16 protein-coding genes and 1 other annotated feature are annotated in these 20,146 nt (G+C 43.6%); of the genes, 5 read left to right on the forward strand and 11 right to left on the reverse strand.

Annotation, left to right across the window (positions count from 1 at the left end; translation table 11 throughout):
* Window positions 1-144 precede the first annotated feature (144 nt).
* Window positions 145-1,404, reverse strand: coding sequence for a tyrosine--tRNA ligase (gene tyrS / locus M1K46_RS13150; protein WP_256226300.1), 1,260 nt, complete (start codon window positions 1,402-1,404; stop codon window positions 145-147).
* Window positions 1,405-1,457: 53 nt separating this feature from the next.
* Window positions 1,458-1,675, reverse strand: a binding site (T-box leader).
* A 143-nt stretch (window positions 1,676-1,818) separates the two neighbouring features.
* On the opposite strand from tyrS, the gene M1K46_RS13155 reads away from it, so the two are divergent.
* Window positions 1,819-4,644, forward strand: coding sequence for a transglycosylase domain-containing protein (locus tag M1K46_RS13155; protein WP_256226301.1), 2,826 nt, complete (start codon window positions 1,819-1,821; stop codon window positions 4,642-4,644).
* A 25-nt stretch (window positions 4,645-4,669) separates the two neighbouring features.
* On the opposite strand, the gene acsA is transcribed toward M1K46_RS13155, so the two are convergent.
* Window positions 4,670-6,385, reverse strand: a complete 1,716-nt coding sequence (acsA, locus tag M1K46_RS13160; RefSeq protein WP_256226302.1) for an acetate--CoA ligase — start codon at window positions 6,383-6,385, stop codon at window positions 4,670-4,672.
* 165 nt (window positions 6,386-6,550) lie between these two features.
* On the opposite strand from acsA, the gene M1K46_RS13165 reads away from it, so the two are divergent.
* From M1K46_RS13165 to M1K46_RS13175, 3 genes are read left to right on the forward strand one after another with little or no spacing between them, the layout of a single operon-like run.
* Window positions 6,551-7,183: a GNAT family N-acetyltransferase gene (locus M1K46_RS13165; protein WP_256226303.1), complete on the forward strand. Its 633-nt coding sequence runs from the start codon at window positions 6,551-6,553 to the stop codon at window positions 7,181-7,183.
* 21 nt (window positions 7,184-7,204) lie between these two features.
* Window positions 7,205-7,852, forward strand: coding sequence for an acetoin utilization AcuB family protein (locus M1K46_RS13170; RefSeq protein WP_256226304.1), 648 nt, complete (start codon window positions 7,205-7,207; stop codon window positions 7,850-7,852).
* The gene (locus M1K46_RS13175; RefSeq protein WP_256226305.1) at window positions 7,849-9,009 is read left to right on the forward strand and encodes an acetoin utilization protein AcuC; all 1,161 of its coding nucleotides are present in this window, start codon (window positions 7,849-7,851) and stop codon (window positions 9,007-9,009) included. Before M1K46_RS13170 ends, M1K46_RS13175 begins: the two co-directional genes overlap by 4 nt.
* A 34-nt stretch (window positions 9,010-9,043) precedes the next feature.
* On the opposite strand, the gene M1K46_RS13180 is transcribed toward M1K46_RS13175, so the two are convergent.
* From M1K46_RS13180 to M1K46_RS13210, 7 genes are all read right to left on the reverse strand, one after another.
* Entirely contained in the window at window positions 9,044-9,745 is a 702-nt protein-coding gene (locus M1K46_RS13180) for a 5'-methylthioadenosine/adenosylhomocysteine nucleosidase (protein WP_091003861.1), read from the reverse strand.
* Window positions 9,746-9,883: 138 nt separating this feature from the next.
* Window positions 9,884-10,891, reverse strand: coding sequence for a catabolite control protein A (gene ccpA, locus M1K46_RS13185; RefSeq protein ID WP_053357540.1), 1,008 nt, complete (start codon window positions 10,889-10,891; stop codon window positions 9,884-9,886).
* 222 nt (window positions 10,892-11,113) lie between these two features.
* Window positions 11,114-13,018, reverse strand: a complete 1,905-nt coding sequence (locus M1K46_RS13190) for an LTA synthase family protein (RefSeq protein WP_256226306.1) — start codon at window positions 13,016-13,018, stop codon at window positions 11,114-11,116.
* A gap of 442 nt (window positions 13,019-13,460) precedes the next feature.
* A complete protein-coding gene (locus M1K46_RS13195; protein ID WP_256226307.1) occupies window positions 13,461-14,522 on the reverse strand; it encodes a bifunctional 3-deoxy-7-phosphoheptulonate synthase/chorismate mutase in 1,062 nt (353 codons plus the stop codon).
* Window positions 14,523-14,648: 126 nt separating this feature from the next.
* Window positions 14,649-14,975, reverse strand: a complete 327-nt coding sequence (gene ytxJ / locus M1K46_RS13200; RefSeq protein ID WP_053357536.1) for a bacillithiol system redox-active protein YtxJ — start codon at window positions 14,973-14,975, stop codon at window positions 14,649-14,651.
* 77 nt (window positions 14,976-15,052) lie between these two features.
* Window positions 15,053-15,481 (reverse strand): YtxH domain-containing protein, encoded by a 429-nt coding sequence (locus M1K46_RS13205; RefSeq protein WP_053357535.1) that lies wholly within the window; start codon window positions 15,479-15,481, stop codon window positions 15,053-15,055.
* 11 nt (window positions 15,482-15,492) lie between these two features.
* Window positions 15,493-15,939 (reverse strand): DUF948 domain-containing protein, encoded by a 447-nt coding sequence (locus tag M1K46_RS13210; protein WP_053357534.1) that lies wholly within the window; start codon window positions 15,937-15,939, stop codon window positions 15,493-15,495.
* Window positions 15,940-16,130: 191 nt separating this feature from the next.
* Between M1K46_RS13210 and M1K46_RS13215 the strand changes: the two genes are divergently transcribed.
* On the forward strand, window positions 16,131-17,243 hold the full coding sequence (locus tag M1K46_RS13215; RefSeq protein WP_091003854.1) for an aminopeptidase: 1,113 nt from the start codon (window positions 16,131-16,133) through the stop codon (window positions 17,241-17,243).
* A 108-nt stretch (window positions 17,244-17,351) separates the two neighbouring features.
* Here the strand turns inward: M1K46_RS13215 and murC are convergent, their stop codons facing one another.
* On the reverse strand, window positions 17,352-18,680 hold the full coding sequence (murC, locus tag M1K46_RS13220; RefSeq protein ID WP_256226308.1) for a UDP-N-acetylmuramate--L-alanine ligase: 1,329 nt from the start codon (window positions 18,678-18,680) through the stop codon (window positions 17,352-17,354).
* 297 nt (window positions 18,681-18,977) lie between these two features.
* On the reverse strand, window positions 18,978-20,075 hold the full coding sequence (locus tag M1K46_RS13225) for a nicotinate phosphoribosyltransferase (protein WP_091003848.1): 1,098 nt from the start codon (window positions 20,073-20,075) through the stop codon (window positions 18,978-18,980).
* Between the last annotated feature and the right edge of the window lie 71 nt (window positions 20,076-20,146).

Below are 20,146 nucleotides of genomic sequence, written 5' to 3' on the forward strand. Positions count from 1 at the left end.
TTTATTATCGAAAACCAAAATTTATTATTGAAAATCGAATTTTATTATCGATACAATTTTTTTATTATCGAAAACGCACTTTTTATTATCGAACACAAAAAAACCGGCCCATTCACAAGGGCCGGTTCTCCTTATTCAGCATAATTAGTATCGGATCAAGAAATATTTCTTCTTCCCTCTTCTGATGACGACGAATCGATCATCAATACGAGAGCTTCTTCCCACCACTTTTTCAAGGTCCTGGCAACGTTCGCCATTGATTGAGATCGCTCCATTGGTTATATCCTCACGAGCTTGGCGCTTTGATGGAGAGATTTTGCTTGCTACAAGCAGGTCGATCAGACCGATATCCTCTTTAGACTCCATTTCAAAGGAAGGCACGTCTTTAAAGCCTTGCTCAATTTCAGCTCCAGTCAATTCAGAAAGCTGTCCGCTGAACAGTGCCTGAGAGATTTTGATGGCTTGTTCCAATGACTGTTCTCCATGCACAAGAGCAGTCAGTTCTTCTGCAAGCGCCTTTTGCGCAGCACGTTTTTCAGGTGCGCTCTGCACTTGTTCAATAAGTTCGTTGATCTCTTCATGGCTCTTGAATGAGAAGTACTTCAAGAATTTAATCACATCACGGTCATCCGTGTTGATCCAGAATTGATAGAACTCGTAAGGAGTGGTTTTCTCCGGATCAAGCCAGATCGCTCCGCCTTCTGTTTTCCCGAATTTCGTTCCATCACTCTTCGTTACGAGCGGGATGGTTAATCCGAATGCTCTCTCTTCTTCTCCGGCTTTGCGGATCAATTCCAGACCAGCTGTGATATTGCCCCATTGGTCGCTTCCGCCAAGCTGCATACGGCACCCTTCCTGGCGGTACAATTGAAGGAAGTCATAAGACTGAAGGATCATGTACGTAAACTCTGTAAAAGAAATCCCAGCTTCCAAACGGGATTCTACGGAATCTTTTGCAAGCATATAGTTCAGCGGAAAGTATTTACCTACATCACGCAAGAATGAAATAACGTCCATGCTGCCGATCCACTCATAGTTGTTGGCGATTTTCGCAGGATTTTCCTGAGCGTTAAAGTCCAAAAACTTAGAAAGCTGCTGTTTAATTCGTTCGCTCCATTGTTGAACCACACCGGCCTCATTTAACGTCCGCTCTGCCTTCTTCCCGCTTGGGTCCCCAATCATTCCTGTCGCTCCTCCCACAAGAGGGATCGGCTGATGGCCTGCCTGCTGAAGGCGCCGCATCGTCATGATCACAAGCAGATGGCCCACATGCAGGCTGTCTGCTGTCGGGTCAAAACCGCAATAAAAAGGGGTTTTTCCGCTCTGCAGCTTTTCTTCCAAACCTTCCCGGTCAGTCACTTGATTGATGAGACCTCGAAATTCCAAGTCTTGTAAAATTGTCATTATAGTTGCTCCTTTCAGTTTCTGGATGAAGACAAATAAAAAACGCCCCTGTAATAAGGGACGTGATTACCGCGGTACCACCCTCGTTGAAGGAAACGTATTTCCTCCCACTCATATCCATTAACGGCTTTTCAACCGGTCTTTGCTACTTTCATTTCACAAAGAAAGCTCCAGGGTGTAATTCATAAACAGTCTATGTACTGGTTTGCAGCGGCCACCAGCTTTCTGTAACAGGGAGACGGTTACTACTAAATCCTATCTTCGCTTCTGCTTTATCCAATTGACATATATTCTTCATTTTTACCACAGGTTATACGCATTGTCAATTCCTCATCCACTGACAAAATTGTCTTAAGTCCCCCTTCAAACGACATGGGATATGATATAATTAGTCAGATAGGGGGGAATTTACAAATGTCTCATCTAGAGGAAATTAAGGAAAAATGGAGGCGCTTTATTGCGTATCTAAATGAGAAAAAAATTATACAGGCCGCAGATAAAACATACACATTCACCTGGAACTTATTCTTAATTATCGTGGTATTGTTCTTGCTTGGCGGCTGTTTGGCTGCTGGAGCAGGGGCTGGCTTTCTGGCCTCGCTTGTAAAAAACGAGCCAGTCAGAGCTTACAGCACCATGAAGGATGACATTTACAATTACGAAGAAACGAGTACGATGTATTTTGACAAAGATCAACTGATCGGCAAGCTGCGTGCTGACCTTGACCGCCAGGAGGTTCCTTTAAAGGAAATCTCACCATACGTAAAAGATGCCGTTATTTCAACAGAGGATCAATATTTCTATGAGCATGACGGCATTGTTCCAAAGGCTATCCTCCGGGCAACGCTTCAGGAAGTAACAGGCTCCGATAACCGATCGGGCGGGAGTACTCTTACTCAGCAGCTCATTAAAAACCAGATCTTAACGAACGAGGTTTCCTTCGACAGAAAAGCGAAAGAAATCCTGCTCGCACTCAGACTCGAGCACTTGTTTACAAAAGAGCAAATCCTTGAAGCATATTTAAACATCGTTCCATTCGGACGTAACTCATCCGGCAGAAACGTAGCCGGCATCCAGGCGGCCGCTCAGGGAGTTTTCGGTGTTGACGCTGACAAACTGAACTTGCCGCAGGCAGCTTTCCTTGCAGGCATGCCGCAAAACCCGTTTGTATATTCTCCATTTACACAACAAGGAGCAGTTAAAAAAGATATTACATATGGTACCAACCGCATGAAAACGGTTTTGAACCGCATGCTGACAAATGGAGCCATCACACCTGAACAATACGATAAAGCACTGAAATATAATGTGAGAAAACACTTTGTAACGAAGAAGGAATCTTCTTACGAAAAATATCCTTACTTAAGCATTGAAGTCGAGCGCCGTTCAGCAGATATCCTTGCGAGGCTCGCCGCGAAAAAAGACGGCAAGAACTTTGACAAGCTTAAGCAGAACACAAAAGATGAATACCGTCAGAATGCTTTTGTACAGCTGCGCCAAAAAGGCCTGAAAATTCATACGACAATCAATAAAAAGATCTATGAGGAAATGGAGAAAACAGCGAAGAACAAATATCTCTTCGGCTCTACCCACCTCGTCCGCGTGAAGAACGCCAAAGGAAAATGGATCTATGAAAAGCAGCCGCAGGAAGTAGGCTCCATACTGATCGAAAATAAAACAGGATCTATCATCAGCTTTGTCGGAGGGCGTGATTACAACCGTGAACAGCTGAACCATGCAACTCAGGCATTAAGACAGAATGGTTCAACGATGAAGCCGCTGCTCGCATATGCTCCGGCCATTGAGGAAGGTAAAGTGCAGCCGGGTTACATCATTCCTGATACACCGCTGACCATTGGCAATTACGCACCAAACAACTATGATAACCGTTTTCATGGACTCCTTTCCGCAAGGACCGCACTTGCCAAGTCTTATAATATTCCTGCACTGCGCAGCTTCATGAGAGCGAATCGGTCCGATGCTTTCAATCGATTGGAGAAAATGGGATTCACAACAATTACTGATACAGACAGATCGGCTACATCTGTTGCCATCGGCGGGTTGACCCACGGGGTAACCGTAGAAGAGAATACGAACGCTTTCGCAACCTTTGCTAACCAAGGCAAGTTTGTGGATGCCTACCTTATTGAAAAAATTGAAGACAAACATGGAAAAGTTCTATATAAACATAAATCTAAGCCGGTACCAGTATATTCTCCGCAAACCTCTTATCTTATCCTTGATATGATGAGGGATGTACTGAAGCCAGGCGGAACCGCAGCAAGCATTCCAGGCAGACTGAACTTTTATGCAGATTGGGCCGGAAAAACCGGTACCACATCCTCTGCCAAGGATTCTTGGTTTGTAGCGACAAATCCTAACGTAACGCTTGGTGTATGGCACGGATATGATAAACCTGAAGCACTTCCAACAGGACAACAGCATATTAGCCAGACCCTGTGGGCAGCTTTCGCCAATGATGCCTATAAATACGCGCCATCACTCATGGCCCCGAAGCATCGTTTCTCCATGCCTTCGGGAATTGTCAGGAAAGAAATTTGCGGGATCTCCGGAAAACTTCCGTCTGATCTCTGCCGGTCAGCAGGTCTTGTAACAACAGATCTATTCAATGTAAAATATGCTCCAGATTCAACAGATAACAGCTTGGATACCGGGCTTTATGTTATTGCAAACGGAAAGAAATACAAAGCGTCCGAATCGACACCAAAAGAATTTACTCAAAAAGGCGTCCTCATTGACGATGCGCTGTTTGACGGAGTCGACTTGAAGAAAGTGACCGGAGAAGAAAATTCTGACCATCTTCTTCCTAAGACAAACCTTCCAGAGAACGGAAAAAACCCTGATACAGTCAGCGGACTGTCATCCAAAGGCGGGAAGCTATCCTGGTCTGCGTCAGGAGAAAGTGATGTAGTCGGCTACCGTGTCTATTATTCTGCTACCGGAAACGGTCCGTTTAAGAAAATCGGCAGTCTAACATCAGATAAAACCTCTCTATCTGCCCCATCAGGCGTGCTGTATGTTACAGCAGTAGACGTCTCGGGCAAGGAATCGGCGCCATCTGAGAAGATTAAAAGCGGCAAAGAAAAAGCAGATCCAAAGAAACCAGACAAACCGGGAACGGATGACAAAAAAACGGAAGATCCAACGGCAGGCAAAAAGCCGAAGAATCCTCCTCCCCAAAATGATGATAAAAAGAAACCAAAAAAGCCCGCGAATTAATTCGCGGGCTTTTTGCTTTAAATGATTAGTCTTCCATCGTGGATAAGTCGCCTGTCGGCAGATCCAATTCCCACGCCTTGAGTACACGGCGCATGATCTTGCCGCTTCTTGTCTTAGGCAGCTTGTCTCTGAACTCGATTTCTCTTGGCGCAGAGTGAGCGGCCAAACCAGATTTCACAAACGATCTGATTTCCTGAATCAATTCTTCGCTCGGAGAATAACCCTCACGCAGTGCGATGAATGCTTTAATGACTTCACCGCGAACCGGGTCTGGCTTCCCGATTACCCCCGCCTCGGCAACTGCAGGGTGTTCGACAAGCTTGCTTTCTACCTCAAAAGGCCCTACCCTTTCACCCGATGTCATAATGACATCATCAATACGGCCTTGGAACCAGAAGTAGCCGTCTTCATCCATATAGGCTGAGTCTCCAGACACATACCAGCCGCCAGGGGTAAAGTAAGATTCATATTTTTGAGGATTGTTCCAGATTGCTCTCATCATGGAAGGCCATCCTTTTTTAATCGCCAGGTTCCCCATTCGGTTAGGCGGCAGGATATTATCCTGATCATCGATGATAGCCGCTTCAATGCCCGGGAATGGTTTGCCCATTGAGCCCGGCTTAACTTCAACTGCCGGGAAATTGCTGATGAGCTGAGCTCCTGTTTCCGTCATCCACCAGTTATCATGGATGCGCAGGTTAAAGACCTTCATGCCCCAGCGGACTACTTCAGGATTCAGCGGCTCGCCAACACTCAGGATGTGTCGGAGCGAAGAAAGATCAAAGCGTTTTACGACCTCATCCCCGGCTCCCATAAGCATACGGAATGCGGTTGGTGCACTGTACCAAACCGTTACGCCATACTTTGCGATCGTACCGTACCAATCTTCCGGGCTAAACCTGCCGCCCCGGACCACATTGGAGGCACCGTTCAGCCAAGGCCCGAAAATACCATAGGAGGTTCCTGTCACCCAGCCGGGATCGGCCGTGCACCAGTAAACATCCGATTCTTTAAGATCAAGTACCCATTTAGCGGTCTGATAATGCTGAATCATCGCATTATGAACATGGAGGACGCCTTTTGGTTTACCGGTTGAGCCTGATGTATAGTGAAGGATCAGCCCGTCTTCACGGTCTACCCATTCCAAATCGAGCTCCTTGTCCGCTTTTTCCATTCGGCTGAAATAATCGACATACGGCCCTTCTTCCTTCACGTCCTCACCAACGAGCACAACGTGTTTTAAATAAGGAAGTTCGCTGACTGGCACGCGCTCCAAAAGCTGAGGAGTTGTGATCAGTACTTTAGCTTCGCTGTCTTCCAGACGGTCTCTGACTGCTCCTTCCATAAATGCTTCAAACAGCGGGCCGACGATGGCTCCCAGTTTGATTGCCCCGAGCAGTGAAAAATACAGCTCAGGAGAACGCGGCATAAAAATAAACACCCTGTCCCCTTTTTCAACATCAAGCTGGCGGAGCATATTGCCGGCCCGATTAGATTGTTCCTTCATCTCTTTAAATGTATACTTCTCGTCTCTTTTCTGATCTGAGAAATAAAGTGCTACTTTATTTTTTCTATCGCCTTCTGCATGTCTGTCAACCGCTTCATAGGCTAGATTGACTCGCCCCGTTTCATACCAGGAAAATTCTTTTTCTATGCTTTTCCAGTCAAATGCGTCATATGCTGCTTGATAGTCTTCAAGGTTAAAGTTACCCTTTACACTCGGAAGCGTTTCCACTTTCATTAGCCAATCTCCTCCTATGCCAAGATATTCAAAGCCATTATATCATAATCGTTCTAAATTTTTAAATTTATTAGAATTGTCACACCAAATAAGTTGAAAGCCCTTACAAACAGCCTTGTTTATGTATAATAGAATAGGATAACTTTCAAATTGGGTGGTGTATAAATGAACCATAAGAAAACATACAACTGCCTTGCCATTGATACACCTTTGGGCAAGGTCATTATCGAAGGGCCGATTTCGCCTGAACATCTGGCGAGCTACGAGTTTCATGCCGGCTTAAAGGCGTTCAGGCCCCCGCACCAGCAGCGTGAAGCTCTCATTGAGATTGCAGGACTTGATGAAGGAAGAATCATAATCGCCAGAAATAAAGAGACAATTATCGGCTATGTGACCTATGTCTATCCCGATCCGATGGAAAGATGGTCACAAGGAAACATGGAGAACCTGCTTGAACTCGGTGCCATTGAAGTCATTGCGGATTACCGCAATTGTAAAATAGGGAAAAGCCTATTAAAAGTATCGATGATGGATGATGCGATGGAAGATTATATCATTATCACAACGGAATATTATTGGCATTGGGATCTGAAAGGAACCGGCTTGTCGGTTTGGGATTACAGGAAAGTGATGGAGAAAATGATGAATGCCGGAGGCCTGGAATATATGGCAACAGACGATCCGGAGATCAGCTCACACCCCGCAAACTGTTTAATGGTCAGGATCGGAAAGAGAATAACGATGAATTCTGTACAGCAATTCGATAAAATCCGTTTCCAGAACCGCTTTATGTATTGACCGGAGAAAGGAGAAATAAAGATGATTGTTCAGGACATGATGAATAAACAGGCTGTTACAGCACTGCCACAAACGACGATTAAGGAAGCTCTGCTTCTTTTAAAAACTCACCGCATCCGCCATTTGCCGATTGTTGATGAAGAAGGATTGCTTGTCGGCATTATTTCTGATCGTGATTTAAGAGACGCCAGCCCATCCATCTTTGATGCTGCCGATCATCCTGAAGAATTTCAGCGGCCCGTTTCTGAGATAATGAAACGTGATGTGATCACTGCACATTCACTTGATTTTGCCGAAGACCTTCTTGGTGTTTTTTACGAGCATCAGATCGGCTGCATCCCCGTCCTTGAGAAGAAAAAACTGGTAGGGGTCATCACTGAACGGGACATGCTGTACACTCTCATACAGCTTACAGGTGCCCATCAGCCCAGCTCACACCTTGAGGTTAAGGTTGAAAATATCGCTGGCAAACTGGCTGATGTTGCTTCTCTGATCAAGAATTTTAAAATTAACATCAACAGTGTTCTCGTCTATCCGGACAAACAAGAAGAACACCAAAAGATTCTGGTGTTCCGGATCGGGACAATGAATCCATACCGCATCGCTTCTGAACTAAGGCAGAATGGTTATGACGTCATTTGGCCGCAGGAACCGGAAGTGGAAAGATGAAGAAACCGGTTTTTATCTATTCCGAGGACATGCTTCGCTATAAATTCAATGAAGATCATCCCTTTAACCAGCTGCGTGTCCAATTAACATATGAACTTCTGCGTTCTTCCGGTGCCTTGGAGGACAGCCAGATCGTAAAACCCAGGATGGCTACAGACGAAGAAATCGGCCTCATACATGACGAAGCATATATTGAGGCAGTAAAAAAAGCAGGCGAAGGAACATTGAACGCTGTTTCCGCTGAAAATTACGGCCTTGGAACAGAGGACACGCCCATTTTTCCCGGCATGCATGAAGCCAGTGCACTTATTGTCGGAGCTACCTTAACTGCTGCAGATATGGTCATGGAGGGCAAAGCTTCTTATGGTTTCAACGCCAGCGGAGGCCTTCATCACGGATTCAGAGGGAAGGCATCCGGTTTTTGCGTCTATAATGACTGCGCGGTGGCTATTGCATATTTAAAAAAGAAGTATGGCGTGAAAGTGCTGTATGTGGATACTGATGCCCATCACGGTGACGGAGTCCAATGGGCGTTTTATGAGGATCCGGATGCCTGTACGCTATCCATTCATGAAACAGGCAGATACCTGTTTCCCGGAACCGGAAATGTGACAGAAAAAGGCCAGAGTGACGGATACGGCTACTCTTTCAATTTACCGGTAGACGCCTTTACGGAAGATGAGTCCTGGCTCAGCCTCTATGAAACCGCCCTGAATGAAGTAACCGCCTTCTTTAAGCCCGATGTGATCCTCACCCAGAACGGTGCTGACGCCCACTACCTTGACCCGCTGACACACCTGTCAGTTACGATGAACTCGTTCCACGCCATACCGAGAATCGCAAAAAAAGCAGCAGACCGGTACTGCGGTGGAAAATGGATTGCTACAGGAGGCGGCGGATATGACATCTGGCGTGTCGTGCCGCGGGCATGGTCGGAAATCTGGCTTGCCATGAACGATATCGACTTAAAAGGATCTTTGCCGATGGAATGGGTGGAAAAGTGGCAAAAACAAGCACCTGTCACGCTTCCTCTTACTTGGGAGGATCCTGACAAGCTGTATAAACCGATTCCCCGCAAACAGGAGATCAAAGAAAAAAATGCGCTGACCCTTTCAAAGGCACTTCACCATATTCGGGATTATACAAAAAACACCTGATGGAATCTCTCTATCAGGTGTTTCATTTTTTCTATTAAATCGTCTTTAGCATTTCTTCAACAATGGAGGATGATCGTTCGGCAGCAAGCTTAGTGAATTCTGTGAAATTTACCGTTGCTTCCCCGTTGGCTTTGTCTGAAATCGAACGAATGACCACAAACGGAACATCATTTAAAAAGGCAGTCTGCGCTACAGCTGAGCCTTCCATCTCAATACATGCGCCATCAAACTGCTGAAAATACTTTTCAACGGTCTCCCGGCTGGCAATGAATTGATCCCCGCTTAAAATTCTTCCTTTGCGGACATGAATATCCCGTATCTTTGCAGCTGCCTGTTCAGCAAGCTCAACAAGGCTCGGACAAGCTGTAAAATCAGATTCATAATCGAACATCGGTATTGTTCCCTGTGGAAAATGCGGCCCAAGAGCCGAAGCATCCATATCATGCTGCAGTGCGCTGGTGGAGATGACAATATCCCCAATCTCAAGCTCAGGATGAAGAGCTCCTGCAACTCCTGTAAATAAAATATGAGTCACTTTAAAACGGTCGATCAAAACCTGTGTGGTAATCGCAGCATTCACTTTTCCCACACCTGATTTACAAAGGACAACTTCTTTAGTTCCATAGGTGCCTTCATAATATTTACCTTTGGCATGAACGCTTTCCCCATAAATATCAAGGGCTTGTCTCATGTAATGAATTTCTTCATCCATGGCCCCAATTATGCCAATTCTCAATTCTTCTCCCACCTTTATCTTCTTGGCTTTGTTAAAACGGCTGATTTGTGAAACAAATGAAGCGCCAGAAAAGCAGATGGGTAGAAGCTTGCTTGTTCCCTTCTGTTTTTCAGAGGCGCTTCAATCACACCAATTTTATTAATCGTTGTTCTTTGTTGTGTTGCGGAACTGAATACGGTGAGGAAGAACGACTGTGTTCTCTTCCACCTTTTCTTTGTTCATCAATTTTGTCAATAGGCGCATCGCAACTGCACCGATATCATACATCGGCTGTACGACGGTTGAAAGGGTTGGTCTGACCATGGTTGCAAGCCTTGTATTGTCAAAACCGATTACTTCAAGGTCCCCCGGTACAGTCAATCCTTTATCCTGTGCGCCGTGGATAACACCAAGTGCCATTTCATCTGTGCCGACAAAAATCGCTGTAGGCATGTTTCCACTCTCAAGGAATGTTTCAACTGCTTCAATACCGGAATCATACGTGTAATCACCGACAAAAATCTGCTTTTCGTCAACTGTTTTTCCTGCGTCCTCCATCGCTTTACGGAAACCCGTAAACTTATGGTAGCCATTGATTGGGTCTTCAAGTGGACCAGTGACCATAGCTACTGATTCATGGCCAGATTTCAGAAGATGCTCCACTGCATCATACACGGCTTGCTGATAGTCAATGTTAACGGATGGTATTTCCTTTTCCATATCAACCGTTGCAGCCATTACAACCGGCACAGGGGATTTTTTAAATTCTTCTACAAGCTCTTCTGTGATTTTACCGCCCATAAAAACGATTCCATCCACTTGCTTGCCAAGCAATGTATTGAGAAGGTGTATTTCTTTTTCTTTGTTTTGATCCGAATTACACAAAATAATATTGTATTTATACATCGTAGCAATGTCTTCAATTCCACGGGCAAGTTCAGCGAAAAAGATGCTTGCAATATCAGGGATGATCACACCTACTGTTGTTGTCTTCTTGCTCGCAAGTCCTCTTGCAACAGCGTTAGGACGGTATCCTAGGCGTTCGATTGCTTCAAGCACCTTTTTTCTTGTAGATGGTTTTACATTCGGGTTTCCATTTACGACACGTGAAACAGTTGCCATAGAGACTCCTGCTTCACGGGCCACATCATAAATTGTTGTATTCAATTTGATAATCCTCCTTTAATTCCACAATCCAGACAGGTTATGTAATGTTATTGATATCATACAGTAAAGGACTGCAGTTAGGCAACGAAAAGCAGTGACAGCGCTGTAATCCAGCGGGGAAAAGTGAATATTTTACAAATTCTTTTGTATAGTTTTCTCCATTCCCCGTAAGTACATACAAAACAGCAAAAACCGGCTGAAATCAGCCGGTTAATTTTACTGTTATTTTGTTTCTTGGTTTGGGACAATTTTTCCGTCTTTAAAGAATCGGAGTAAGTCTCCATAAACCACTTTATCTGACAGATTCAGGTCTTTTTCAGCCTTTTCTTTTGCAGGCTTACATAGCTTATTAGCCACTTCTTTTCCATCTGTCTGATTGTAGCATTTTTCTTTTTCTCCGGAATAAACATAATCTTTCGTAATCGCACTTCCGTCCCTTTGAACGGTGAAATCATCACGTTCAGGAGAGAAAAGGTCAGAGCCGAACTGAATGTCACCTTTTGTTTTTATACCGAGCAGATGCAGAATGGTCGGTTTCAAATCAACCTCTCCGCCGATCGTATGCATCGTTTTTCCTTTTTGGCCCGGAACATGAATGAACAATGGTGTTTTTTGAAGCTTAAGATGCTCATAAGGTGTAACTTCTTTTCCTAAAATCTTGCTCATCGCTTTATTATGGTTTTCTGAAATACCATAATGGTCTCCGTACAAGATGACAACTGAGTTATCATAAAGCCCTGAAGCTTTCAGCTGCTGGAAGAACTGTTTTAATGCCTCATCCTGGTATCGAGCGGTAACAAAGTAATTATCCACTGTAGGATCTCCTGTGTTAGCCGGCTGGATCGACTTTTCCTGATCATTGTTCAAAATGAAAGGATGATGATTTGTCAATGTGATGAATTTACTGTAGAACGGCTGTTTGAGATTTTCAAGCATCGGCATGGATTGCTTGAAGAACTCCTTATCTTTTAAGCCATAGTTTACTGAGTTCTGGTCCGTAACATGGAAATAAGGCTTTGAATAAAACTTGTTGTAGCCTAACGTATCATACATAATATCGCGGTTCCAGAAGCTTTTATTGTTTGCATGGAAAACGACCGGATTGTAGCCCCTCTGTTTTACAATTTCAGGTGTTGCATGAAATTTGTTTTGAGCTTTTGTCGTATAAACGGCACCGCCTGGCAGCCCATATAACGAGTTATCAATCAAAAACTCTGCATCGGACGTTTTACCCTGTCCGGTATTATGATAAAAATTATCAAAGTAATAACTGCTTTTCGTTAAATCGTTCAAAAATGGCGTTACTTCCTGCCCATTTATTTTCTTGTTGATCAGGAAGTTCTGTGTTGATTCCATCGACACGAGGATTACGTTCTTTCCTTTCGCCGCACCAAACATTTTATCATCTGGTTTTTTATAATCGGAATCCACATAGTTCTTAACGTCTGAAAGGTCGTTGCTGTCAGCTAACGCCCGCTGTGTTGACGATTTCGTGCTCATTACTGCGTCATATACATGATAATTGTATATCCCCATTAGCTTTACAAGAATGGCACGGTCAAACGTCCTTGTTAACAACTCTGGACGCTGAATTTCTGCCATGCCGATGTTGGCAATAAAGATACTTAAAGCAGATGCAAATACAAGGCCAATGGTTTTCTTTTTAATCTTTTCTGCAGGCTTAACTTTTTTAAGCAATACGATGGTCAATAACAGTAGAAAGTCCAAGAAATATAGAACATCAAGCGGGTGCATTAAGCTTTGTGCGCTGCCGCCGAGATCCCCAAAGTTCTTAAATTGAAACAGTACTGGAATGGTAATAAAATCATCAAAAAACCGATGGTATACAACATTCGCATATAAAATAAATGACATGATAAAGTGAATGGTTAATAATGCTTTATTTCTGCTCTTTGCCGGTGCAAACAAACTCAAGCCCAGAAAGAAAATCGCAGAACTTAGCGGTGTAATCACCAAAATAATCTGCTGCATAACATTTTCAAGATCAAGATTTAATCCAAATTGAAAAGCTAAGTAGGATTTAATCCAAAGCATTGTTACGGCAAGCAGGAAAAAATGCAATGATTGTTTCGTTGTTGTTTTTGTGTTTGATTCAAGGTTTCTCATCAAGTTTTCCCTCCTCTAAAAGGTAAGGACATTGCTACAAATTGACCAATTTGCAGTCGTTTTCTGGTTCACCCTACTCATTATACGCAGTTCAAACAAGAAGTAAAAATACCTTTATCTTGATTATCAGGCAAATAAACATTCATATGAAGATAGCACATGTCTGACTGGAGCGATTCTTTAAATTCCTTACATATGCTCTTTTATGCTCAGGTATTGCTGTTTTTCTTTTCCTTTATATTCATGGCCAGCCATATTAATGAAAAAACCCTCCACTAGGGAGAGTTTTTTGGTTAGGCTGTTTTCGTAACCTTTGTTGCTCTTAGGAGTAGTTGATTTCCGTTTCAGGATGCTCGCTTTCCGCGGGGCGGGCGCTAAGCCTTACAAAGACTCTTTTCAAAAAAGTTCCCAAAGCAACAATCTTTTAGAAAAAAGCCTTTGGTTAAGCGTAGATTCCCGTTCTTTTATATAAACCGCTGCTGCTTAGCTCATCGACAAACAGTTGAAATTCTTGAGGATTCATTTGCTGTGCCGAATCGGATAAGGCAAGCTCAGGATGAGGATGAACTTCTGCCATAATGCCGTCTGCACCGATTGCCAGCGCTGCCTTTGCAGCAGGAACGAGCAGATCCTTCCTTCCGGTCGAATGGGTAACATCCACAAAGACTGGGAGGTGCGTCTCTTGCTTAAGAATCGGAACAGCAGTAATGTCCAATGTATTTCTCGTCGCTTTCTCATAGGTCCTTATTCCGCGCTCACATAAAATGATCTGATCATTTCCGCTTGCCATAACATATTCAGCACTATAAATAAATTCCTCAATGGTAGCCGCAAGTCCACGCTTTAACAGGACTGGCTTGCTCATTTTGCCGGCTTCTTTCAGCAGTTCAAAGTTTTGCATATTCCTTGCACCAATTTGAATGATATCCAAATACTCTTCGGCCGCCTCAAGGTCTCTGGGGTCAACGATCTCGCTTATAACAGCCAAGCCATGTTTGTTACCGGCTTGCCTCAATAACTTAAGACCCTCAATTCCCAGACCTTGAAAATCATAAGGTGACGTTCTTGGCTTGAAAGCTCCGCCTCGCATAAACGTAAGTCCCTGTGCTTTTACAGCTTTAGCCGCTTCATCCAGCTGCTGTTCACTTTCCACTGCACATGGACCGGCGATCAGATAGGGAATACCATTCCCAATCTTTTCTCCTTTGATCGAAACTACCGTGTTTTCAGGATGTCTTTTTCTTGAAACAAGAAGATGGCGGGCTTGCATTTGATCAAGATTCTGTCCAGCATCTTCGAGTACTTTAATAATGTTCAATAGCACGTCTTTGCACAAAGGCCCTTCCTTTTGCCTTTTGGCCTTATCACGCAGTGCAATCGTACTTTCCAGCCTTAGGGCTTCATTCTCTTGCAGCATCGCTTCCCGTCTATTCAACAGGTCCAGCAGCTGCAGGTCCAGACCTTTCACCAGGTCTCTCAGCTCGTCTAACTTACCTATGCTCATGTTAACCTCTCCTATGCTCTGTTTTTAAAACACATACATTATAGTCGAAACCAAGAGGAACTGTCACCTGTAAAAATATAAAAAAACCTGTTTTGCTCGGCTGAATCCGGGCAAAACAGGGATATATTATTGATTAACCTTATCCTGCAGCGCAGAATAGGTGATGGACCAATGGGAATCGTTCCATTTTACCTCACCATTCTCAAAAAGCAAGACCTGAGGAGATTCATGTTTGATTCCATAAGCCTCGGCAATTTCATTGGAAAGCGGCCGCGCTTCCTGAACGTTCAAGTAGTATAAGTTCCCACTTTGATCTTCAGCAAATTTTTTGTACTCTTCAAAAGCCGCATGACTGATCGGGCAAGTTGTGCTGTTCTTCAGTACAAACACTCTCCCATTTTCGCTTATCGCCTTTTTAAAAGCTTCTGAATCTGAAATTTTCGTTAATGGCATATCGTTTCCTCCTTTATATAAAAAAAACGGAGAAGATCATCTTCTCCGCTTATCATTTCACATTTATTCAGATGGTATCAATATTTGTGCTCAACAAGTTCTTCTTCAGTTACCGTATTCGGCTGACGGTTAACTTCAGTTTCTGCTTGGCTTGTAATTTCACCATATGCATCAGCACTCTCATCCATCACATCTTTGCCTTTATTTCTCCAATTATCAAGGTCTCGGCGGATGCTGGTCGTTAACTCCTTCACCTTGCCAGCCACTTGATTGGACTGCTCGGAAACGGTACGAGCAATATTGGATGATTTATCTTTCGCCATCGCAGACCATTCAGTGCTCTTATCCTTAATTGTGCCTGCCTGCTCATTGATGTCATTCCTTAATTCCTTACCGCTTTTAGGAGCCATCAATAGTGCAGAAGCAGCACCTACAATTCCACCCACAAGAGCACCAATAATAAAATCTTTACTGTTAATGTTTTGGTTGTTGTTTTCGTTACTCATGATTCTCCTCCTTATTGGTATTGTTTTCTTCGGGAAGATTCCAATTTGGATTTTTTAATCTTCCATTTTTCCCAAAGGTTGATTGCAACGTTACCCCATTGAACCGCCTGGGAAATATTCTCAGACTGCCGCTCAGCACCAGTAGAAATTTTCTCTGTTACTTTGCGGACAGATTGATTCACATTATGAATAGAGCTTCCTAAATCCTGTACGGCAGAAAACACAGTGTTCAAGGAATCTGCCTTGGTTTGGACATCTTCAGCAAGTTTGTTTGTTTTGTGAAGCAGCTGAGCTGTCTCTGAAGTCACTCCGTTTAATTGGGTTTCTAGCCCATCTAATGTTTTCGCTACGTTATCAAGTGTTCCCTGCAAGGATTTTAAAGTACGGGCTAAGAAAAACACGAGGACAACAAATGCGAGGGCAATGATTGCGACACTTATTGGAATCAGTACGTTCATATTTCCGCGACACCTCCTGATATGATTGGTTTTAAAATTACCCTATGCCCATAAAACTAAACATGTATCCTACTATTCTACAATATTTACCGATTTCCTTCTAGAATTGGGGTTTGAACATTACAAATTGTTTAAATTGAGTTAAAATAGATACGTTAGGCCTATCAACATAATTCGAGGGGGAAATTTCTTTGAGAGATCCACGCATTCAACAATTAGCCAAAAATCTAATTACATACTCTGTTAATCTCCAAAAAGGGGAAAAGGTTCTTATTGAAAACTTCGGCTTTCAAAAAGAGCTTGTCAATGCACTTGTACAAGAAGCATACGCAGCAGGCGGATATCCTTTCGTATTGCTGAAAGACCATTCCGTGATGCGCCAGCAATACATGGAAGCGTCTGAGGATCAGATGAAACTTATCGCTAAGCATGAAGGCGATCTTATGTCGCAAATGGACGCGTACATCGGTCTGCGTTCAGGAGACAATATCAACGAATTATCTGATGTGCCTGCTGAAAAAATGGCGCTCTATGAAAGAACAGTCTTCGCAATGCACCGCGATATTCGTATTAAGAAAACGAAATGGGTCGTTCTTCGTTACCCTAACGCATCCATGGCTCAGCTTGCCAGCATGAGCACCGATGCTTTTGAAGACTTCTACTTCCAAGTATGCAACCTGGATTACGGCAATATGAACGAAGCGATGAAATCTCTGGAAGATCTTATGAACAGAACGGATAAAGTCCATCTTAAAGGACCTGGAACCGATCTTACTTTCTCTATTAAAGACATTCCGGCAATCCGCTGTGCGGGAGCCAACAATATTCCAGACGGAGAAGTATTCACTGCGCCAGTGCGCGACTCTGTAAATGGAACGATCACGTATAATACTCCTTCTCCATATCAAGGCTATACGTTTGAAAACGTATCTCTTACTTTCGAAAACGGTAAAATCGTAAATGCGACTGCCAATGATTCAGAGCGCATCAACAAAATCTTTGATACAGATGAAGGATCCCGCTATATCGGAGAATTTGCCATCGGTGTAAATCCTTTCATCCAGCATCCGATGAAAGACATCCTGTTTGATGAGAAGATTGACGGAAGCTTCCACTTCACACCTGGACAAGCATATGAAGAAGCATATAACGGCAATGACTCTAACATCCACTGGGATATGGTTATGATCCAGCGCCCTGACTATGGCGGCGGAGAAATCTATTTTGATGATGTATTGATCCGTAAGGACGGACGTTTTGTTCTTCCTGAGCTTGACAAGCTTAACCCTGAGAACCTTAAATAAGTGATATTAAAAGCGCCGGAGGATAAACCTTCCGGCGCTTTTTTTACTGGAGTTCATTTTCATTCATATAAAAAAAGGGGGACTCTTCCCGAGTCCCCTTTTTCATCGTTATCCAATTCGTGTACTTTTCCCTTTGTTTTCTTCAACTTCCTGTTCATAGGACTTTTGAAACTTTTGAATATCTCCAGCACCCATAAACAATAGAATACCGTCTTTGTGCTGTTCCAGAATGCCTACTTCATTCTCTGTGAGAAGCTGTGCATTCGGAATTAGGTCCTGCAGGTCTTTTATCGTGAGTGTACCTGCATTTTCACGTGCGGAACCGAAGATATCACACAGATAAACATAATCGGCTTTGCTTAAGCTATCACCGAATTCTTGCAGAAACGTTTTCGTTCTCGTGAAAGTATGGGGCTGAAAAATCGCCACAACATCACGGTCTTTGTACTTATATTTAGTGGCTTCAATTGTAGCACTGATTTCTGTTGGATGATGAGCATAGTCATCGACCAATACTTGATTGCCAAACGGCTTTTCAGAATAACGGCGCTTTACACCACTAAACGTTTTTAGACGGTCAGAAATAATATCAACGGGTACATCCTCATAGTGGCACAACGCAATAACCGCTAACGCATTGAGAATGTTGTGGGTTCCATACCCCGTAATCGTAAATGTGTTATAAAAAGTGTTGCGCACAAAAACATCAAATGTAGTGCCGATCTCATCACGCTTAATATTGGCTGCCTGAAAATCGTTGTGTTCTCCAAGGCCATAAAATACGACGGGTACGTTTGCATGGATCTTCTGCAGATGCTGATCATCACCGCAAGCGATGATTCCTTTTGTTACCTGCATGGCCATCGCCTGAAACGCGCTGATCACATCATCGATATCCTTAAAATAATCAGGATGGTCGAAGTCAATGTTCGTCATGATTCCGTATGCGGGCTCATAGGAAAGAAAATGGCGGCGGTATTCACAAGCCTCGAATACGAAATATTCGCTGTCTTCTACCCCTCTGCCCGTTCCGTCACCGATAAGAAACGAAGTCGGCTTCGCTCCTCCAAGAACATGAGCAAGCAGGCCTGTCGTTGATGTTTTACCGTGCGAGCCTGTTACGGCAACGCCTGTATACTTCTTAACAAAGTCGCCAAGGAAGTGATGATAACGGTAGATCGGCAAGCCAAGCTCCCTTGCTGCTATCAGTTCTTCATTGTCATCCGGGAACGCATTTCCAGCAATAATCGTCTGGCCTTCTTTAATATTGTTTTTATCAAAAGGAAGTATTGTAATCCCGCGCTCGTCAAGAGCCTGCTGGGTAAAGAAATACTTTTCAACGTCAGACCCCTGAACCTCATTTTGCATATCATGAAGTATTTGAGCCAAAGCACTCATTCCGGTACCTTTAATTCCTACAAAGTGATAATGTGTCATGTTAAGACCTCCACAATCAAAAACCTTCTCAGAACCGCCTGTTCAGGCAGTCCATTTTTCAAGGCCTATTTTCTGTCAGTATATGCCTGCTTATAAAGTAATGATAATCATCAAAAAGCAAAGCGGTAACCGACTCATTTTCTCATTATAGCAAAAAACAATGTCTATCTCCATTACTTCTGGAGGATTGGCCAAAAGAGGCATTTAGTTACAGATTCTTTCCTATTTTGCTCTCGTTTTCCAAATTTATATAGTCCTAAATGAGGGAAAAACTCTTAGACATAAATCTAAGAGTTTCTACTCTACTTTTTCAAGACGGGCATTTGGGCGATAGATCCGGCCCGCTTTAGCTTGAGGCTTTCCATGCATCAAGACGTTATCCCCGGTAAACCCAATATTAATTTTAAGGAGATTGCTCCCTACTCCATATATATCGACTGGTACACCATGTTTTTCAAAAGAAGTGATCCGTTCTTCAGTAAAGCCGCCGCTGACCACGATTTTAACATGCTGAAATCCTTCCTGATCAAGCGCTTTTCTCAATGCAAAAATCAGTTCGGGGTTTACTCCCCGCGGATCGAAGCTGCCTAAAACCTCAGGATTGCGGAAGAAATGCTGATCGACCATCGTTCGGGATGTGTCGATACGCACCCCTTTTAAAACACTGCCAAATTCTCTCGCTACTTTCAGAGCGTCTGTGATCGCATCATTGTTGTAATCAACCAGCGCCATCAGTTCATCTTCCGGATAGGTTTCGTGATAAGCTTTTGTCGCTTCAACAATGTCCCCGCCAAACAGTTGAATAAGAGCATGAGGCATCGTCCCCATTCCCTGCTTCCCCCACCATTCATTCATCGCATGGGTGGCCTGAGCTGTTGAACCGCCGATGTATGCAGCGTATCCGTCACCCGCCTGCTGAGCGAAGTGGTCGTCGCGGTCACCCATAAAGATAACGGGCTTTTGAACACCCGATATACTGGCCGCTTTAACTACGTTATATACATTTGTCGCCACAGACGTCCTTCTCGCTAAGATCCCATCAAGCATCCCTTCAAGGAATCCAAAATGCTGATAAGGTCCGGTAATGGTAAAGACCGTCTCAAAAGGAGAAATCTTATCGCCATCCTTGAGTGAATAAATTTCCAGGTCATCCGCGTTTTTTGCAAATGTCTTGATTAAGGCAATTGCTTCATCTGTTCCGCAAAGAACAGACTCGTTTTTTTGAAAAAATTGCATCGTTACTATATTGTCGGGCTTGAATTTTTTTACGATTTCACATGTTTTCAGGAAGTACACAGCCGAGAACCAGCCGTCACCCGCCCGTTCATCAAATTTGAACGTCTGATTGGTCAAGCGTTTGATTTTTCCCTGTAACTTCAATTCAATCTCTTTCATATAAACTCCTCATCACCTGGTCAAGAAATTTGCAATTTGCTGTTTTCTTTATCTTAATAAAACCTGCAAGA

It is taken from the genome of Fictibacillus sp. WQ 8-8 (assembly GCF_024494405.1).
GTDB lineage: Bacteria > Bacillota > Bacilli > Bacillales > Fictibacillaceae > Fictibacillus_C > Fictibacillus_C marinisediminis.

Excerpts from the sequence above, each read along its gene's own strand:
- M1K46_RS13165 (WP_256226303.1), top strand. The coding sequence starts at position 6,551 with ATGAACCATAAGAAAACATACAACTGCCTTGCCATTGATACACCTTTG.
- M1K46_RS13190 (WP_256226306.1), bottom strand. The coding sequence starts at position 13,018 with ATGAGAAACCTTGAATCAAACACAAAAACAACAACGAAACAATCATTG.
- tyrS (WP_256226300.1), bottom strand. The coding sequence starts at position 1,404 with ATGACAATTTTACAAGACTTGGAATTTCGAGGTCTCATCAATCAAGTG.
- M1K46_RS13210 (WP_053357534.1), bottom strand. The coding sequence starts at position 15,939 with ATGAACGTACTGATTCCAATAAGTGTCGCAATCATTGCCCTCGCATTT.
- M1K46_RS13195 (WP_256226307.1), bottom strand. The coding sequence starts at position 14,522 with ATGAGCATAGGTAAGTTAGACGAGCTGAGAGACCTGGTGAAAGGTCTG.
- M1K46_RS13205 (WP_053357535.1), bottom strand. The coding sequence starts at position 15,481 with ATGAGTAACGAAAACAACAACCAAAACATTAACAGTAAAGATTTTATT.
- M1K46_RS13175 (WP_256226305.1), top strand. The coding sequence starts at position 7,849 with ATGAAGAAACCGGTTTTTATCTATTCCGAGGACATGCTTCGCTATAAA.
- ytxJ (WP_053357536.1), bottom strand. The coding sequence starts at position 14,975 with ATGCCATTAACGAAAATTTCAGATTCAGAAGCTTTTAAAAAGGCGATA.
- acsA (WP_256226302.1), bottom strand. The coding sequence starts at position 6,385 with ATGAAAGTGGAAACGCTTCCGAGTGTAAAGGGTAACTTTAACCTTGAA.
- M1K46_RS13155 (WP_256226301.1), top strand. The coding sequence starts at position 1,819 with ATGTCTCATCTAGAGGAAATTAAGGAAAAATGGAGGCGCTTTATTGCG.
- M1K46_RS13170 (WP_256226304.1), top strand. The coding sequence starts at position 7,205 with ATGATTGTTCAGGACATGATGAATAAACAGGCTGTTACAGCACTGCCA.
- M1K46_RS13225 (WP_091003848.1), bottom strand. The coding sequence starts at position 20,075 with ATGAAAGAGATTGAATTGAAGTTACAGGGAAAAATCAAACGCTTGACC.
- murC (WP_256226308.1), bottom strand. The coding sequence starts at position 18,680 with ATGACACATTATCACTTTGTAGGAATTAAAGGTACCGGAATGAGTGCT.